This is a genomic window from Arthrobacter sp. GQ119 (assembly GCF_059759125.1).
Genome location: NZ_JCAXEA010000017.1, coordinates 21,205 through 38,493 on the forward strand (window position 1 = coordinate 21,205; position 17,289 = coordinate 38,493).

13 protein-coding genes and 1 pseudogene are annotated in these 17,289 nt (G+C 56.2%); 8 read left to right on the top strand and 6 right to left on the bottom strand.

Going from position 1 to position 17,289, the window contains the following annotated elements; all coding sequences use genetic code 11:
• Positions 1–70: 70 nt before the first annotated feature.
• The 5 genes from AC6CH3_RS15935 to AC6CH3_RS15955 all read left to right on the top strand — a co-directional run bounded on the left by AC6CH3_RS15935 (position 71) and on the right by AC6CH3_RS15955 (position 6,209).
• Positions 71–1,129 carry a polysaccharide biosynthesis protein gene (locus tag AC6CH3_RS15935; protein WP_498133339.1) on the top strand — a complete coding sequence of 353 codons (1,059 nt, stop codon included), beginning with the start codon at positions 71–73 and terminating at the stop codon, positions 1,127–1,129.
• Positions 1,126–2,232 (top strand): polysaccharide biosynthesis C-terminal domain-containing protein, encoded by a 1,107-nt coding sequence (locus tag AC6CH3_RS15940; protein ID WP_498133340.1) that lies wholly within the window; start codon positions 1,126–1,128, stop codon positions 2,230–2,232. The genes AC6CH3_RS15935 and AC6CH3_RS15940 overlap by 4 nt, the downstream gene beginning before the upstream one ends.
• Complete coding sequence (gene wecB / locus AC6CH3_RS15945; RefSeq protein WP_498133341.1) at positions 2,229–3,368, top strand: non-hydrolyzing UDP-N-acetylglucosamine 2-epimerase; 1,140 nt, start codon at positions 2,229–2,231, stop codon at positions 3,366–3,368. The genes AC6CH3_RS15940 and wecB overlap by 4 nt, the downstream gene beginning before the upstream one ends.
• A gap of 257 nt (positions 3,369–3,625) precedes the next feature.
• On the top strand, positions 3,626–4,744 hold the full coding sequence (locus tag AC6CH3_RS15950) for an MATE family efflux transporter (RefSeq protein WP_498133342.1): 1,119 nt from the start codon (positions 3,626–3,628) through the stop codon (positions 4,742–4,744).
• Between the two features lie 511 nt (positions 4,745–5,255).
• Entirely contained in the window at positions 5,256–6,209 is a 954-nt protein-coding gene (locus AC6CH3_RS15955) for a glycosyltransferase family 4 protein (RefSeq protein ID WP_498133343.1), read from the top strand.
• Positions 6,210–6,486: 277 nt separating this feature from the next.
• On the opposite strand, the pseudogene AC6CH3_RS15960 reads toward AC6CH3_RS15955, so the two are convergent.
• The 6 genes and pseudogenes from AC6CH3_RS15960 to AC6CH3_RS15985 all read right to left on the bottom strand — a co-directional run.
• A pseudogene (locus AC6CH3_RS15960) lies at positions 6,487–7,102 on the bottom strand (IS1634 family transposase); the annotation flags it as partial.
• A gap of 301 nt (positions 7,103–7,403) precedes the next feature.
• Positions 7,404–8,357 carry a DegT/DnrJ/EryC1/StrS family aminotransferase gene (locus AC6CH3_RS15965; RefSeq protein ID WP_498133344.1) on the bottom strand — a complete coding sequence of 318 codons (954 nt, stop codon included), beginning with the start codon at positions 8,355–8,357 and terminating at the stop codon, positions 7,404–7,406.
• Positions 8,354–9,142, bottom strand: a complete 789-nt coding sequence (locus tag AC6CH3_RS15970; protein ID WP_498133345.1) for a GNAT family N-acetyltransferase — start codon at positions 9,140–9,142, stop codon at positions 8,354–8,356. The genes AC6CH3_RS15965 and AC6CH3_RS15970 overlap by 4 nt, the downstream gene beginning before the upstream one ends.
• The gene (locus tag AC6CH3_RS15975) at positions 9,139–11,043 is read right to left on the bottom strand and encodes a sugar transferase (protein ID WP_498133346.1); all 1,905 of its coding nucleotides are present in this window, start codon (positions 11,041–11,043) and stop codon (positions 9,139–9,141) included. Before AC6CH3_RS15975 ends, AC6CH3_RS15970 begins: the two co-directional genes overlap by 4 nt.
• Positions 11,040–12,110, bottom strand: coding sequence for a GNAT family N-acetyltransferase (locus tag AC6CH3_RS15980; RefSeq protein WP_498133347.1), 1,071 nt, complete (start codon positions 12,108–12,110; stop codon positions 11,040–11,042). The genes AC6CH3_RS15975 and AC6CH3_RS15980 overlap by 4 nt, the downstream gene beginning before the upstream one ends.
• Positions 12,111–12,601: 491 nt before the next feature.
• Positions 12,602–13,066, bottom strand: a complete 465-nt coding sequence (locus tag AC6CH3_RS15985; protein ID WP_205654550.1) for an Lrp/AsnC family transcriptional regulator — start codon at positions 13,064–13,066, stop codon at positions 12,602–12,604.
• Between the two features lie 159 nt (positions 13,067–13,225).
• On the opposite strand from AC6CH3_RS15985, the gene pdhA reads away from it, so the two are divergent.
• From pdhA to AC6CH3_RS16000, 3 genes are read left to right on the top strand one after another with little or no spacing between them, the layout of a single operon-like run.
• Positions 13,226–14,488, top strand: a complete 1,263-nt coding sequence (gene pdhA, locus AC6CH3_RS15990) for a pyruvate dehydrogenase (acetyl-transferring) E1 component subunit alpha (RefSeq protein ID WP_498133348.1) — start codon at positions 13,226–13,228, stop codon at positions 14,486–14,488.
• Positions 14,485–15,597, top strand: coding sequence for an alpha-ketoacid dehydrogenase subunit beta (locus AC6CH3_RS15995; RefSeq protein ID WP_498133349.1), 1,113 nt, complete (start codon positions 14,485–14,487; stop codon positions 15,595–15,597). Before pdhA ends, AC6CH3_RS15995 begins: the two co-directional genes overlap by 4 nt.
• A gap of 4 nt (positions 15,598–15,601) precedes the next feature.
• Positions 15,602–17,035 (top strand): dihydrolipoamide acetyltransferase family protein, encoded by a 1,434-nt coding sequence (locus tag AC6CH3_RS16000; RefSeq protein WP_498133350.1) that lies wholly within the window; start codon positions 15,602–15,604, stop codon positions 17,033–17,035.
• The last annotated feature ends 254 nt before the right edge of the window (positions 17,036–17,289 follow it).

Here is a 17,289-nt window from a genome sequence, read left to right on the forward strand (position 1 = left end):
CACCAATCAGTGCGCCCTAAGAGACAAACTGCGCTTGAAGCAAGCGGCAATAGCAGGAGTGTAAGCACATATGATGCGGAATGATTATGCCGGCAAGAAGCTTTTGATTACCGGCGGGACTGGCTCCTTTGGCCACACCGTAGCAAAGAAACTTCTACAGAGCGATGTTGAGCAGATAAGAATATTTAGCCGAGACGAAGCCAAACAGGATGCGATGCGTCATGAAATGGGAGATCCTAGGCTGAAGTTTTATGTTGGGGATATTCGAGACTACGAAAGCATCCATCGTGCAACTCGCGACGTAGATTTTGTTTTTCACGCTGCGGCTCTCAAGCAGGTGCCGTCGTGTGAGTTTTTCCCGATGGAGGCTATGCGCACTAACGTTCTCGGTAGCGATAACGTCGTTCGCGCTGCGGATGCTCATGGAGTTAAGTCCGTTGTTTGTTTGGGTACGGATAAGGCAGTTTACCCTGTAAATGCCATGGGCATGAGTAAAGCACTGATGGAGAAAGTTGCACAATCATACGGGTTGAACAATCCCGAGACTGACACCGTCGTTTCTTGTGTTCGCTATGGGAATGTTATGTATTCACGCGGCTCGGTTATTCCGCTATTTATTCGCCAGATTCAAAAAGGCAGCAAGATAACCGTGACGGACCCAAGTATGTCGCGTTTCCTGATGTCTTTGGCCGATTCAGTTGACTTGGTGGATTTTGCTTTCCACAATGCCACGCAAGGAGACTTGTTTGTGAGGAAAGCGCCTGCATCAACTATTGGCGACCTTGTCCAGGCCATATGCAACTTGTTTCAAGTGGAGCCGGACGTAGAGGTCATCGGGACCAGGCACGCGGAGAAGCTTTCCGAAGCATTGGCAAGCCGTGAAGAACTAACGCGCGCAGAGGACATGGGTGATTACTTCCGAATCAGGGCAGACAACCGAGACTTGAATTACAAGTTGTACTTCAGTGAGGGGGTCCGCGAACAATCTGCATACGAGGACTACGACTCCCACACAACCAATCAACTGGCTGTGCCGGAGATTGAGGATCTTCTGCTGACGCTGCCGGAGGTCCGAAAAGAACTGCGGCGGGCTGGCCTGAGTGAACGTGTAGAGCAGGGCGCATCATGAGCGGTCCGCTTCAGCCCATTGCTGTAACAGGTGCCGGCGGGTTCTTAGGTTTTCACGTGCGGTCACTGCTGCGCAGCTCCGGACGACGTTTATCAGCGGTGTCCTTGGGGGAGTCGTTCGAATTGGATTCAGCACTGCAGAGCATAGACGGGGCCGATCGCCTTATCCATCTTGCAGGAGTTAATCGCGGCACTGACGTTGAAGTGCAGGAGGGGAATCTTCTATTCGCTCGACAACTTGCAAAGGCTCTCGCCAGTTCTGAGACTCCGCCCAAGCTAGTTGTCTTTGCGAACTCAAGCCAGTCTGGAAACGGGACGGTCTACGGAAAGGCCAAGGAAGAGGCAGCTTCAATATTGGAGGCGGCTGCCGAATCGGTGGGGTCTACTTTCCTTAATGTTCGACTTCCTAATCTCTTCGGTGAGCATGGTCGTCCGTTCTACAATTCCGTCACGGCTACATTTTGTCAGTTGCTGGTGAACGGCAAGACGCCTGAGGTACACGACGACAAGCGTCTCACGATGCTCCATGCCCAGAACGCTGCTGAATTGCTCCTCGGCGATCAAGATCTCGAGCTCATGGCTTCTTGGTCAACCAACATTTCGGTCGGTGAGCTCCTCGAAAAATTGCTGGTCATTTCGCATACGTATCGGGACGGAAGCCTCCCGTCTCTGAAAACAGACTTTGATCGGGACCTCTTTAACACATATCGTTCCTATTTAGCGCCAGCGGATAGGATTTTTCAGTTGGACAGGCGGAGCGATTCTCGTGGTTCATTCTTCGAAGTCATCCGATCCAAGGAGAGCAATGGACAGACCTCGTTCTCCACGACATTGCCCAATGTAACTCGTGGCGAGCACTACCACCGTCGAAAGATCGAGCGGTTCAGCGTGCTGTCCGGCAATGCGCGTATTTCTATGCGGAAGCTGTTCACTGACGAAGTACTGTCTTTTGAGGTCAACGGGGATGAACCCGTAGCCATCGATATGCCGACCATGTGGACGCACAACATATTGAACACCGGATCGGACCAGCTCTACACAATGTTTTGGTCGAATGAGCTCTTCGACCCGGCAGCACCCGATACCTTTCCGGAGGAAGTATGAGTAAACCAGGACGCAAGCTGAAGGTTGTCACTGTCGTTGGAACCAGGCCTGAGATAATTCGTCTGGCAGCGACAATAAGACTGCTGGACAAGTACACCGACCATATCTTGGTGCACACGGGACAAAATTACGATTATGAACTGAATGAGATCTTCTTTGAAGACCTTGGACTACGTCGCCCTGATCACTTTCTAGGAGCAGACATATCATCGCTGGGCGCAGTCTTGGGATCCATCCTCACAACTGTAGAGAAAGTGTTGCTCGAGGAAAAGCCTGATGCCATGCTCGTGCTAGGGGACACTAACAGCTGTATCTCAGCACTCATGGCACGGAGACTGAAAATTCCTGTCTACCACATGGAGGCGGGCAACCGTTGCTTTGATGAGAATGTTCCGGAGGAAGTGAATCGAAAGCTGGTAGACCATGTCTCTGATTACAATTTGGTTTATACCGAGCACGCGAGACGAAACCTTTTGGCCGAGGGCGTTCACCCGTCGCGGATCGTTTTAACCGGCTCGCCTATGAAAGAAGTCTTGGATGCTAATGCCAAGGCCATAGCCGGCAGCGATATTCTTGAACGTCAAGGATTGGCTGCAGGGGAATATTTCCTCGTAAGTTTGCATCGCGAAGAGAACGTAGACAATCCTGACCGGCTGGAGCAGGTTTTGCAGGCTTTGAATGAAGTCGGTCGTGTCTATGAGCTTCCTGTCCTGGTTTCAACGCATCCGAGAACTAGGAAGCGTCTTGAAGCTCAACCTGAACATCTCAAGAGTGGGTTGCGCTTCCACCCGCCGTTCGGATTCAACGACTATATTCAGCTACAACAGTCGGCAAAGCTTGTACTCTCTGACAGTGGCACAATAAGCGAGGAGTCGCTCATCCTCAAATTCCCCGCCTTGACGCTGAGAGACTCGATTGAACGCCCCGAATCTCTGGACGTTGGGGGTATTTTAACGACTGGACTGAGCACGGACGCAATTGTTGACTCAGTAAGGATGGCACTAGATCTCTCGCTAGACAGCGGGATTGTAGATGCCCCATGGGAGTACCGAGTTGCAGATACTTCTCGACGAACGCTGAATTTTATTCGTTCAACCGCTCACAGTCATCACCAGCGTGCAGGAATCCGCGCTTAGCAGTACGCATGCCCGGTACTGATCCCCAAACGGCGCCTAGGGTATGGATGCTGCCAGATATCATGTGGTCCACCGCGGGGTTCAGCACGAGTGCGCGGGGCCTTGCTCGCCTGGCGGCGTATAGCTGCTGTTTAGAAATGTGCTGATCTGCGGGGTTTCCCCCTCCGGACCAAAGTCAGTGTCAATAGTCATGGAATGGTTGAGGCAGTATGCGCAGAGTGATTAAGGCTCTGTTGTCGAACGGTATATTCAGCGTCATGACCTTGGCATTGTCGGTATTGGTTGCTCGTTTTGGGGGCACCGATGAATTAGGCATGTTCGGGGTGTCTTTCGCGGCCTATCTCTTGGTTCAGGTGATAGTCCGGGAGGCTGGCGCAAATACTATTGTTTCGACCTCGCCCACGCGAAGGAAACTTCGGGTAACCGCTGGCCGCATTTCATTTATGGCATTGGTGTTTGCTGTCCCGATTCTCCTTTGCGGCGTGGCTCTAAGCGCGCCATATCTAACAGTGATTGGCCTAGCCATTCACGGTCTCTGTCTCTACGACTACTCGAAGACATTGAGCCTGAGTTTGGATGACGGCCGTACAGCGATACTGCAGGACGGTGCACTTTTCGCAGTTTTTGCGATCGCTGGTGCTATGGCGTTTCTCAACATAATCACTCCACTTATGCTTGTGGCGGTTTGGGCGTTCTCTGGATCGATGCTTGGATATCTCTCATCATTTATTCAGAGTTACAGGTTGCGTCCCTCTTGGAGTGGTGAGGCTCGTGAATTGAAGACGAGTTGGGTTTTTGGATCTCAAGCTCTTATTGGATCGGGTTCTGTCCACATCCTGACTTTTCTCCTGAGCCTCACAGGGGGACCAGTTCTTGTTGGAGCGATGAGGGGTGCCAGCACTATAATTGGCCCCTCCAATCTGATCGTTTCGACAGCTCAACCACTATTGATAACATTTCTGGCGCGCTCTACTAGCGATCCTGAAACTGTTTCAATGCCAGCCGTGCGCAAGTGCGCTGTCGCCCTAGTATCCGTTCATTTTATCGTGACGTCGGGTCTGGTGGCCTTAGGCCATTTCTATGGGGACCTAATCCTTGGGGCCACGTGGCAGGATTCAGCCCATCTTCTCTATGTAGTGGCACTCGATTCTGTCTTCGTCGCAATCGGTGCCGTCCCGCTTGCCGCTCACAGGAGTGTCTGGGCTGCCAAGAGATTGGCTCAGATAAGCATGCGCGTGGTTATTATCCGCTTGCCGCTGGTGATCGTAGGCGCCATGAACTGGGGAGCTTTCGGGGCCGTCTGCGGGTTGTTAGCTGTCACCATCATGGCATCGTCAGCCTGGTGGATTTCTTTGATTCGGCTGAACAGACGATGAGGGCCGAGGATTGATTTTCAGGAACAGCACACAGATCGAATTTGGGATTTCCGCTGCGGGCTGCTCTGGCCCCTGTCGGCTTCCTGGATATCGAAGGACCGCCTACGCTTTCTCGCTAAGGGCGAGCAGCGATGGCTGTCTTGCAAGCGTGTTCTAGGTGTGGAAGTCCATGCAAGTACCTGAGTTCGTGGATTCCGTGTTCGGCTGAATGAGGGAGCAGAACCGGAATGCATTATTGGAGACTTTGATATTCGCTGATCGCTCGGAGTGTCAGTCATGGTATACAAACTAAGGAGTCAAGTTGCGAATAGTCGTATTCAACGCGTTTTTCCCACCTGCCTATCTAGGGGGTGGTCCTATTCGGACAATTGCAGCCATGCTATCGTCGGCCCCCCGAGAATTTGCGGCGTCTGTTATTACGACGAACACTGACTTAGGACGGGGGGAACCCTTGGCTGTAGTGCCAAACCAATGGCAACGCTTTTCCGAAGCCCAAGTCTATTATTGTTCCATGGCGAAACTTCGTTCATATCTCAAGGCTCTGAGCGAAGCTCGGGATTTACAACCCGATGCGGTCTATTTGAATAGCTTTTTTGATCCCAAATTTTCCATAATCCCCCAATGGCTATTCCGATTGAAATGGCTTGATTCGAGGATTTTGGCGATCGCGCCCAGAGGAGAGTTTAGCGCTGGGGCGATGACTATCAAGGGAATTAAAAAGTCTCTATATATTTGGGCATTCAAGCGATCAGGCCTGGCCTCCAAGGTTGTGTGGCATGCATCGGCTACTGGTGAGTCGGAAGACATAAAAAGAGTATTTGGCGCAAAAGTATCAATCATCATTCGAGAAAACGATACCTTGCTACCCCCCCGCGCGCTTGAGCCGGTAGAATCGCCAGCCGGCCCCCTGCGTGCTGTGAGTCTCTCACGGTTGTCTCCCAAGAAGGGTATTCACACCCTTCTTGAGGGTTTGCGGGAGGCCAACGGGCCGATCGAGCTCGATATCATCGGCCCACCCGAAGACAAGAGTTATCATGAACGCTGCCTGAAATTGGTCGAACCTCTTCCCGAAAGCGTGAGTGTAAGGTTTCTGGGCGCTTTGCCCCATGAGGAAATCCGGTCTCGTCTGAGCCAATACGACGTCATGCTGTGCCCCACGAAGGGAGAGAACTTTGGACATGTAATCGCTGAAGCACTTTCAGCCTCATGTCCAGTTTTGTGTGCCGACGTAACGCCATGGTCTGAGCGGCTGCGTGCCGGTGGTGGAGAGGTCGTTAGCCCCAATGATGCTGGGGGATGGGCTCTTGCGGTTGATGCCTATGCGCAGATGTCCGTGAGTGATCGGATGGATCGACGGAGGGCTGCCGGAGTTTGCTATAACGAATGGCGAGCAGCGAACCCACAGCCGCATTTCTTTTCGCTGCTGAAGACGGAACTGGGTAGAAGAAATCCGACGAACGCGTGAGGTATTCGCTTGCAGCGACCGTTTTGTTTGTCATGGTCGGGGAGTTGTAGCGGCGTCGAAGCCGTACGACTCTGACTACTGCACTACAGAAGTGGTCCGTGCGTTGCTAAACGCATGACCACGATGCGCGGGACGTTGCATGTCTGTACGCGGGCCGGTCGTGGACCGTAGACGGTCCGGGAGACGTCAGCCGATTCAAGCGGTAGTAAGGCAAGCTTTCGAAGGACACTGAGCCTGTCCCTTTGCGGATGAGTAAGACCTGACTTGGCTCATTTACTTAGTGCGTGAGTTTTGAGTGCTGGATGGCTTGTTGTTCGATGGAAATGGCGGGGTCGAATCTCTGCATGGTGCCGTTGATGGCGATGGCGGCCGAGCGGAGGGGCCGGAGCTGTTTGATGACGTTGGCGACCGCGAGTCCTGTTCTGCTCTGTCCTGCTCTGGACTGTTCGGGAGACTGCAAGCGCGGTGAACACGATCGTCAGGTGGGCCTCGATCGCATCGGGGGTGTGGTGAAACATGGGCCTGGCCCGCAGGTCTGTCTTGCTCATCCGGAAGGACTGCTCGACGTGCCACAGGTCGTGGTAGGAGGAGATGACTTCGGTTGCGGTCATCACGTTCGCGGGAATGTTCGTGACGTAGCCCTTGAGCCCGGCCAGTTGCCTGACGCATGCCAGTGACGCCTCGTCGAGGCTGGGTTTGCCGCCGGCAGTCTTGACGAATCGTGGGGTGCGGGCAGCTTTCTGTCCTTCGATGACCTCGCGTGCCCGGTTCTCCTGGGCCGTGAGGGTGATGGCGTCGTGGACCGCTCTCTTGCGGGAGTAAGCCCATACGGCCCGCCATGAACCGGAATGGATGGCAGGGTCCCAGACCTGACTTGGCCCGTGAGCCAAGTCAGGTGGGAACGAAACAGCGCATTCGGCGCGGCTGACAGTGCATGCCGACCCACGACGAAATGGTAGCCCGGCGCTTGCCCCACCGGGGCTAATGAATTTGTTGCAGCATCATCGCCACCCGGTCAGGTTCATTCTAGGCTCGTGGCCCTGTTCCTGATTACATGCTTAGACACAGGTATCCAAGCCGGGCTACGATCTTCCCTTTAGATCAAGCACGGAATCAATTCCACGCGAAGTAGGAAAAGTCATTGCCCTCAGAACGTTGTGAGGCCGAACTGCGGCGCTAAAATTCTGTACAAATTTATGAGCCAGGCGAGCAGCTGCCGTTTAGATGCTTACGGAAGGACGAGACCATAGCAGGGATTGTGCTTACCGGAACGTCCTGATGGACGGGAAAATTTGTAATCTGTGTCGAGAGTCGGTTCAACTCCGAAAAATCATGTCTTACTGGCGCGATCAGGGTGTGATATAGGCTTACCATACCAAAACCGTCGCTATTCATTTCAGAGTAGACCTGATCTCTATTGCCGCTGAGGATGCGAACCGGCAGAGTCTGCGGCACATCATTCTCGTCGAGATTGGGCCACAGCAGGTCAAATTTTGAACCGCACTCCGGAAGCGCTAAAAGAAGGCCGGTCAATGCGATAAAGTTCTCGCGTCGCGCTTCACTGATCGCCCTCCAATCATAATTCACGATCTGTTCGGCCAAGCCAGGCATTGTAGAGGTCTGGTCCCTAACAAGGCTGCTATCAGAATATCGGATCATTCCGCCTTGGCTAAAGGGGAACATTTTATGTAGTGAGAATAGGCTAACTTGCCCATAATTTCCGGCTTTGCCGTTGCCCAAAGACGAAAAGAAACCGTGGGCTAGATCCTCCACCAGCACCACATCGTAGTCGTCAGCTAGCCGTCGAATTCTTTCGATCGCGGGTTCCGTGCGACCGAAATAGTGGATCACGACGAGTACTTGATACTCACCTGAGGCGAGTTGTCGTTCAACATCGTCCATATGAACACTAAGATCACGGTTCAAGTCGTAAAAGCCAACTTTCGCCTTGGAATCGACGACGGGATCGAAGACTCCGCTGCCTTCCCGCTGCGACCATCCAATAAAAGCGGGTAGAAGTATGCCGCCATTCCGCGGAGAGTTCAGGGCGTTAGCTAAAAAGTCACGCATGCCGTCACGCGCCGACTTGTAGAAGAAGGAAGGCCTAAGGTACGCGTCCGTCACAGAGGCCGTCTTGTTGAGTTTCATAGAAATCCTTCGAGTTTTCTTCCGCGCCTGTGAAGCTGGAGCAGCATTCGGTCACTACGGGTGACCACATGATGGCTAGTTTTTATATCGGGTAGATTCTCCACGGGGACTACCGCAAATGCTTGATCCACCTCATGAAACACATTTCGTAGGCTTGAGAGTAGAGCATCATTCTCAAAGGAATCCATTGAGGGACATCGCAGGACGTGCTCGCCGATACGGCCTATGGTGATCCTTTCCGCTCCAAGCGTCACGTCCAATTCGCAGAAGCCATGTGCTCGAAAGGCTGAAATCGCCACAGGCAGAGAAGCGATGGATGCAGTTCCCAGGGGCTCAGGCAGTTTTCTTGTAATCCAGGCAGACGTGCTACAGGTCTCGAAGCCCAACTTGGTGTAAAGCGCTTGGGCCGCCCGGTTGTCGGGGAAGACATCTAAGCCAAGTTCAGTAATGTGTGGATGATCTTCCAGAAACGAGGTGATAAGGCTCGTTGCAAGGCCTCGCCCTCTTGCCTCACTCGCCACGCATATGTAGGACAAGAAGGCACGACCATTACCCAATAGGCGGAAGTCAGCAAAGCCAAGAAGCCTTTCGACTGACGTCATCGCAAGTAGAACGCGGTCCGACTCTGAGTTGGGATATTGCATAGGAATCGACAAGAAATCGGCCATTCCAGGCTGGTCGTAGATCATGTACGGTCGCACTTGTTTGGAAAATGAATCTCGAACCATCTGAACAATCCGAGGGACATCATCGAGTTTTACTCGACTGATGGAGGGCTTGGTCACGAGAGGGTCGTTCCTTTCCGCTCATCATCCAAATTGCGCATTACGGACTCGGGATCAACGACGACCCCGTTGCGTCCAAACACCCTAAGGACCGTCAATGTGATGATCTTCAGATCCAAGATGGTTGAGAGATTGTTCACATACCAAACATCGAGCGCAAGCCGCTTGTCCCAAGACGTGGTGTTTCTACCATTGACTTGTGCCCAGCCAGTAAGGCCGGGTTTCACATTGAGACGCGTCAACTCGTCCTCAGTGAAGTATGGCGTATAACGCATCAAAAGTGGCCTGGGGCCGACTAGGGACATGTCGCCGCGAAGGACATTCCACAAACCAGGTAGTTCGTCGAGGCTGGTAGATCTCAAAAGCCGCCCGAAGCTGGTCAGGCGTAGGGTATCCGGCAACGGCTTGCCGAATTCGTCCACGCCATCCGTCATCGTCCGGAACTTCAGCATTTCGAATGGCTCGCCATCTTTACCCGGCCGAACTTGTCTAAAGAGAACTGGAGACCCCAACTTTTTCCTCACAAGCAGCGCTACAGCGCTCATGGGGACACTGGCCAAGAGAAGACCGGTGCCCGCACCGAGCACGTCGAGGATCCTCTTTCGTGTCGCCACTCCGGGTTTTTGTCTCGAAGCGGCTCGAAGAATCCTCGCGAAGGCACGGGCCCCAACCGACAAAGACAGCTGTTCGTGGTAGTAACGCTTGCCGGCAGCACCCATTTGCTGCCGTTCGTCCTCAGATAGTCTCATCATTTCGAGAACGGCGTCAGCCAACTGGTTCGGATTCTCAGGTTCGAAGCAGATGCCGGCCTTCGCGGCACGGATAATGTTGGCGGCGTCCCCACGAACACCCATTAGTACGGGCTTCCCGGCCATCAAATAGGCCTGGGTTTTAGAGGGAATGGTGATTTCAAAAAGGGGATCATCGCGCAAATGGACTAAAAGCGCTTGGGAGCGAGTAAGGACTTGGCCGATTTCAGATATGGGAACTCGAGGCATGAAAGTTACATTCTTTAGTCCTTTCAATTCGGCAAGGCGCTTGAGTCTCTCAAGCTCGAGGCCACCACCTATGAGAAGGAAGTGGAGTTTTGGCTCGCTACTAAGAATTTCGGCAGCCTCAAGAACACAATCAAGGGCTTGCGCCTTTCCCATGTTGCCCGCAAACGTAATAGTAAACTTGTCATCACTATCTAGGCGGTTGTCCGAACTCTGAGTTGAGACATCAATTTGCTTTTCATCAGCCCAGTTCGGAACTACTTCTATTCTTGATTCGGGAATTGATCGTTTGATCAACGCTTCCCTGAATCCATTTGATAACACGACGATGCAACTGGCACCGCTGTAAACCCTTTTCATCATGACGCCTACAAAAGCAAGTATACGAGGACTATTAATCATGCCCGTTGCGGCGAGAGTGTCCGGCCATAGGTCCTGGACGTCGTATACGTACGGAACACCTTTGAGGGCCTTAAGAATTATCGCGGGTAAACCGACCGTAGCGGGAGGGTGATAGACGTAAGCGACGTCGGGGCGCTGCGTGAGAATCACGCCAATTGATGCGGATATTGCAAAAGAGACGTAGTTGAGGGCTCGAGCCACTCCTGAACCATTATGACTGGGGTACAGCGGTACTCGTAATACATTGATGCCGTGAACTATCTCGCGTTGGAAAACCTTTACCCGATAATCATCGTAGATTTTCCCTCCAGGATAATTCGGGAAACCAGTAAGTACGCGAACATCGTGTCCTTGTGCCTTAAGTTCTTCCGCGAAAAGAAGGCCCTTGAAAGTAGGCTCAGGATCGAACCATTGCGTGATTAGCAAAATCCGTAGAGGGCGGTCTGCTGGTGACTTTTTGTTCAAGTCTGGATTTCGCAAAGTTGACAGCAATCGATTGATCAAATCGTCCTCCTGTATTCTGGGAAGAAGGCAGACTCGTCGCTATCATGGTCCCGCCTGAGCATGGTGTAATGCTTTTGGACCAACTCTTTGTACACATCGGGGCGAAGTATTCTCTGCCCCGTTACGAAGTCAACGGCGCCGGTTGGGGCAAACGCCTTCTTGTAACGCTCGATGCCGTCTCCAGGACTGGCGCCACCCCCGAGGACGAAGTGACGCTTTCCCTTTCCTCTTGCCCAGCGAATTACTTCGTATTTCAGAAAATCATTAGGGCGTAAGTCGAAGGCCTCCCGATCTGTTCCGCCTAGGAAGGAATACACGGCGAACTCGGATACAAGAACGAGTTCTGTCGAGACGATCTTGCCATCGTGGCAGACATGGGCGTAGATGAACTGTCCGGGCAATTTGTGCTGGATCGACTCAAAAAAACTCTGTGAGAAGTAATAGCCGGAGCTTGCGCTGCGCCGATCCATTGTGCTCTCATAAATTCTCATAAAGTCAGCGAGGTGACTTCCGTCTTCATCTATTAGAATGGAAAGTCCATTTCGCGTGGCCTTCTTAACATTCTTTCGGACTTTCGACTCGAAGCTCATGAACATCGCGTCGTCGTCGAGTTCGAGAGAGCGGATGATGTTCTGTGACCGGCATACCTTGTCGCCAGGATACGGCAGGAACATCTCCGGGAAGAGGCCGAAGCGTATAAACTCCGCCACTACGTCATGAGCCATCGCCCACGCATCAAACAACTTCCAGAATTGGGCGGCGAGCTCTTCTGCGTTCGACTGGTTCCAGGCGAGGGGTCCGCCATATCCGTATGGAGTCGAAATGTCCCTCCAGCGCCTCTCTGAAGGGATAGATACAGGAATCTCTCGCGAAATAAAGGGGTAGAGTACAGCTCCGGCCGGACTCGAGTACGCGGCGCAAAGGACGCGGTCGCCGTCACTCTTGAACAGGTTGGCATAGTCGGGATGGGATGAGACTTCGCGTTCTGGCGAAAGGTTCCAAAATCTTAGCCAGGCTTGATAGTCGACCGGGTCGCTGGCGTCCCAGACGTTAAAATCGCTTTGCATGCTGAAACCTTATTAGTAGTCGATACTTACTTTGGAGCAAAAGTGGCACCTTCCTTTGCCCGCTCAAGAGCTAGGGAACCCGCGAAGGGGCTAGCTGCGAGGGATAAATGTCGGTTTGCTCCGTCGACCAGAGCATAGTGTGCCGGACACAGTATATATATGAACACGCCTCTTGTTCATTGGAGCGATACGTGTCCCCGGGCACGTGTATCTCCTGAGTGAAAGCCCCGGCCTGGCGTATTCGATTCCGGTTGGCAGGCATGCCCGGAACGTCACAAATCGGCCCGGGGTGCTGCTCGTTTGACACCCTTGGCGCCGCCATGCATTCCATGGCCTGGATTCTCCGCCAATCTGAATGTCCTTTTGCGGTAAGCATTCATAGAGTCGGGCGGTTCCTGGGGGTGATGTGGAGACTCTGGCTGGCAGCGCGCATGAGATTCGCCTAGAAAATACGAATTCTGCAACGGTCAGCCGCCTCGTCTCAGCGGGAGTTACCGCGTATCAACATCCTCAAACACCAGAAACGTCTGCGTGTCCAGCACGCCTGGCATCGACTGCAGCTGGTCAAAAATCACGCGCCGCAGGTCAACGTTGTCCACGGCCCGCACCAGCAGGATCACGTCGAAGTCCCCGCCCACCAGCGCGATATGGTGCACCTCTGGGATCGCCCGCAGCAGCTCCCGGAGCTCGCGCCAGGAATGCTGCCGCACCTTGAGCGTCACATAGGCGGACGACTTCAGGCCTGCCTTGATCGGATCCACCAGCGCCGTGAACTTGGTCAGCACGCCCTCTCCGGTCAGCCTGGCGATCCGCGTGTAGGCGTGCGCCCGCGAGATGTGGACGTTCTCGGCCACCTGTGTCACTGACATCCGCCCGTCCCGCGTCAGCTCCGCAATGATGTTGCGGTCCACGTCATCCAGCGGGACCGCGACCTGCCCGGGCTCGGCTCCTGCCATTTGTCTACTACTCCCGTCGGTAAGCCAGCTCACACTTACGATTTGTCTTTCAGGGTAGGGCAATATCTAAAACTTCTCCACGATTCACGCTGGGGCTGGATACGAAACATCGTCCGGGATGATACTGAAAGCGAATAGTGGCTACAGAAGGACGGACCAATGACGATCTCCGCGGACCACACTGCCCGGGACCGGGCAGCGCAGGACCGGCAGATGCCGGACCAAGATGAGGACCTTCACGTAGAGGGCCCTGTTGCCGAGGCCGTGCGCAAGTTCGGCATCACTGTTGAGGACTACTTGCTGCCGGCCCGCCACCAGATCCAGATGGTGGACCAGGACGGCAACCTCAAACCGCACTCCGAACAGGGCACCGAGCCCGGGCACGAGTACCCGCTGCCCGGCGACGAGGAACTGTTGGCGGCCTACGAGCAGCTCGTCGTCGGCCGCCGGGTCAACGACCAGAACTCGGCCCTGGTCCGCCAGGGCCGCATGGCCGTCTACCCCTCCAGCCACGGCCAGGAGGCCTGCCAGGTCGCAGCCGCCCTGTGCCTGTCGGAGGGCGACTGGATGTTCCCCACGTACCGCGACTCCGTGGCCGTGATGGCCCGCGGCGTGGACCCCGTGCAGACGATGACACTCTTCCGCGGCGACTGGCACAGCGGCTACAACCCCGCCGAGCACAGGGTCGGCATCCAGTGCACCCCGCTCACCACCCAGCTGCTGCACGCCGTCGGCGTCGCGCACGCCGCCAAACTGCGCGGCGAGGACACGGTGGTCCTGGCCATGTGCGGGGACGGCGCCACGAGCGAAGGCGACTTCCACGAAGCCCTGAACTTCGCCGCCGTCTTCCACCTCCCGGTCATCTTCTTCGTGCAGAACAACCAGTACGCCATCTCGGTGCCGCTGGCGCACCAGTCCGTTGCGCCGTCGCTTGCCCACAAGGCCGTCGGCTACGGCATGGCCGGCGAACGCGTGGACGGGAACGACGTCGTTGCCCTCCTCGCGGTCCTTGACCGCGCCGTAAAGCTCGCCCGCGAAGGGTCCGGCCCACTGCTCGTGGAGGCGCACACCTACCGCATGCAGGCGCACACCAACGCAGACGACGCCACGCGCTACCGCCAGGACAGCGAGGTCGCCCAATGGGTGGCCCGCGATCCGCTGACGCGGATGAAGAAGTACCTGACGGACAAGGGGCTGCTGGACGACGACGGCGAGTCCCGGATCACCGAGAAAGCGGAAGCGGTTGCCACGCAGCTCCGCAACGGCCTCAGCGAGGATGTTCCCGTGGATCCGCAGGATCTCTTCAACCACGTCTTCACCACCCCGACGCCCCAGCTGAAGGAACAATCCGTCCTGCTCGCCGACGAGCTCGCCCGCGACGCCAGCGCCGGCGCTTCATCCGATACGGAGGCCGTAGAATGAGCCCCACCATCACCACTTCGTCCGAGGCCAACGGCAACGTCAGTTCCGCCACTGCCAGGGCGGCCGCCACTGCTGCGGCGTCCGCCGAGGCAGCCGGCCCCCAGCCGGTCACCATGGCCAAGGCCCTGAACACTGCCATGGCCGACGCGATGCGCGCCGACAAGTCCGTCCTGGTGTTCGGCGAGGATGTCGGCATGCTCGGCGGCGTCTTCCGCATCACCGATGGCCTCACCAAGACCTTCGGCGAGCAGCGCTGCTTCGATACGCCCCTGGCCGAGTCCGGCATTGTCGGCATGGCGGTGGGCATGGCGATCAACGGCATGCGCCCTGTCATCGAGATGCAGTTCGACGCATTCGCGTACCCGGCATTCGAACAGATCGTCAGCCACGTGGCCAAGATGCACAACCGGACCAAGGGCGCGCTCAAACTGCCGATGGTCATCCGTGTGCCGTATGCCGGCGGCATCGGGGGAGTGGAGCACCACTGCGACTCGTCCGAGTCGTACTACGCCCACACCGCCGGCCTGAAGGTCTACACCCCGGCCACAGTGGCAGACGCGTACCGCATGCTCCGCGAAGCCATCGACTCCGACGATCCCGTGATGTTCATGGAGCCGAAGAAGCTCTACTGGTCCAAAGATCTGGTGGACCTCGAGGCGCTCCGCAGCGAGCACGAAGCCAATGCCGAACGGGGGACGTCCACGGAAGGCCGCGCCGCCGTCGCCCGTCCCGGTACCGACGCAACGCTGATCGCGTACGGGCCGTCCGTGCCGACGGCGCTCGCCGCCGCTGCCGCCGCGGCTGAGGAAGGCCGCTCCCTGGAAGTCATCGACATCCGCACCATCGTGCCGTTCGACGACGAAACCGTCGCGGCATCCGTCCGGAAGACCGGCCGGGCAGTGGTCATCGCCGAGGCCCACGGCTTCGCGTCCGTGTCCTCCGAGATCGTGGCCCGCGTCCAGGAACGCTGCTTCCACTACCTTGCCGCGCCGATCCGCCGGGTGACGGGCTTCGACGTCCCCTACCCGGCCCCGAAACTCGAGCACTACTATCTGCCCGGCGTGGACCGCATCCTCGACGCCGTGGACGACCTCCAGTGGGAAGACTGATCAGATGAGCGAAACCAAAGTATTCCTCCTCCCCGACCTGGGCGAGGGCCTCACCGAAGCCGAACTCGTGAACTGGCTCGTCGCCGTGGGCGACGAAATCCGGGTGGACCAGCCGATCGCCGAAGTGGAGACCGCCAAATCCATGGTGGAGGTCCCGTCCCCCTACGCCGGGACCGTCGCCGAGCTGCACGGCGAACCGGGCCAGACCATGGACGTGGGCAAGCCGCTGATTTCGGTGACACCTGTCGGTGGCTCGATGGCGCAGCAGCCTGCTGAGGTGACGGCCGAAACCTACCGCGAGGAAGAGAAGGCGGGCTCCGGCAACGTCCTGATCGGGTACGGAACTCCGGGCGGTGCGACTACGGTCCGCCGGACCCGCCCGCGCCGCACTCTCTCGTTGGTTGAGTCTGCCGAAACCAAGTCCGCCGAAACCGGCGCCCAGCCGAAGCTGACCACTGCGGCCGATGACCTCCTCCTGAAGCGCACCCGGGTTCCTGGCAAGCTGGGGGCGGTCATTTCCCCGCTGGTCCGCCGGATGGCAAAGGAGCATGGAGTGGACCTCGGGCATGTGCAGGGCTCGGGTGAAAGCGGCGTGATCATGCGCCGCGACGTCGAAGCCGCGATCAACGCTCCGGCGCTTGAGCCTGTCGAGACCCCTGCCCGTCCGCTGGTTGAGCCTGCCGAAAGCAGCACGCCCGATGTGGATTCCCGCACTGGTCTCGGCATCGTGAGCCGCACGCCCGTTCGGCGCGTCCGCAAGGCCGTCGCCGCCAACATGAGCCGGAGCCGCGCGGAGATCCCTGAAGCAACGGTTTGGGTGGATGTCGACGCGACCGCGCTCGTTGAGATGCGGGCCGAGCTGAAGAACAAAGCGGGGCACAACACTCCCGGACTTTTGGCCTTTATCGCCCGTTTTGTCACTGCTGGGTTAAAAAAGTATCCGGAACTGAATACGAGGATGGTCACGGCTGAGGACACGTCCGGCAGCCAACAGCAGGAAATCGTCGCCTTCGACGGTGTCAACCTGGGCTTTGCCGCCCAGACGAACCGGGGCCTGATGGTTCCGTCAGTCCGCAACGCAGACAAGCTCAGCGCGCGCGAACTCGACGCGGAGATCAGGCGGCTCACCGCCGTCGTGCGTGACGGCAAAGCCTCGCCTGCCGAACTGGGCAGCGGCACTTTCACGCTCAACAACTATGGCGTGTTCGGCGTGGACGGTTCCGCGGCGATCATCAACTACCCGGAGGTTGCCATCCTGGGTGTGGGCCGGATCATCGACAAGCCATGGGTGGTGGACGGCGAACTCGCAGTCCGCAAGGTCACCGAACTGACGCTTACCTTCGATCACCGGGTGTGCGATGGGGGAACGGCTGGCGGATTCTTGCGCTACGTCGCGGACGGGATGGAGAACCCTGGGTCCTTGCTGGCGGACTTGTAACAGGTTCGGCAATTCGCCATTAGGACGAATGCTCACGCCGGAAACCAAATAGTGATATACAAGGCAGATGAAAATATCGTTGCCTTTTGGGGAAGGCGATGGTCCGCTGGACTGTCCTCACCAGTTCGTTGGTGTTTGTCGAGAATGCCAAACCAACGTAGATGCTTATGCACCTGAGTGCAATGCTGCGATCCGGTCGGCCTGTCATTATCGTTCTGCCGCTACTCTCGCCTTCATCAACTAATTCGAAGGAG